The sequence below is a fragment of the Mesorhizobium sp. M8A.F.Ca.ET.208.01.1.1 genome (assembly GCF_004791315.1).
Classification (GTDB): domain Bacteria; phylum Pseudomonadota; class Alphaproteobacteria; order Rhizobiales; family Rhizobiaceae; genus Mesorhizobium.
Genome location: NZ_SRUT01000416.1, coordinates 1 through 282, shown reverse-complemented (window position 1 = coordinate 282; position 282 = coordinate 1). Strand labels below are relative to the sequence as shown.

Here is a 282-nt window from a genome sequence, read left to right as displayed (position 1 = left end):
GTTTGGCTGGCCCTGAAGCAATTCCAGGAAAAGTGTGTAGCGCTTTTCCGTCCGGAATTGCGTGAAATAGATAGCTACTCGCTGACCACGCCGGTCGGCGCCGTCTCGATCTTGAAGGCCGCCGCCATCAGCGCCCGCGTATAGTCCGTTTGCGGGCTGCTGAAAATCTGTTCGGACGGTCCGGCTTCCATGATCCGGCCATTGCGCATGACGATGACGTCATTGGCAAGCGCGCGCACGACCTTGAGGTCGTGGCTGATGAAGAGATAGGCGAGATTGTGC

Annotated in this window: 1 pseudogene; it reads right to left on the bottom strand. The window is 58.2% G+C overall.

Going from position 1 to position 282, the window contains the following annotated elements:
• Nucleotides 1-74: 74 nt before the first annotated feature.
• Nucleotides 75-282: pseudogene (locus EN851_RS35905) on the bottom strand (microcin ABC transporter ATP-binding protein); the annotation flags it as partial.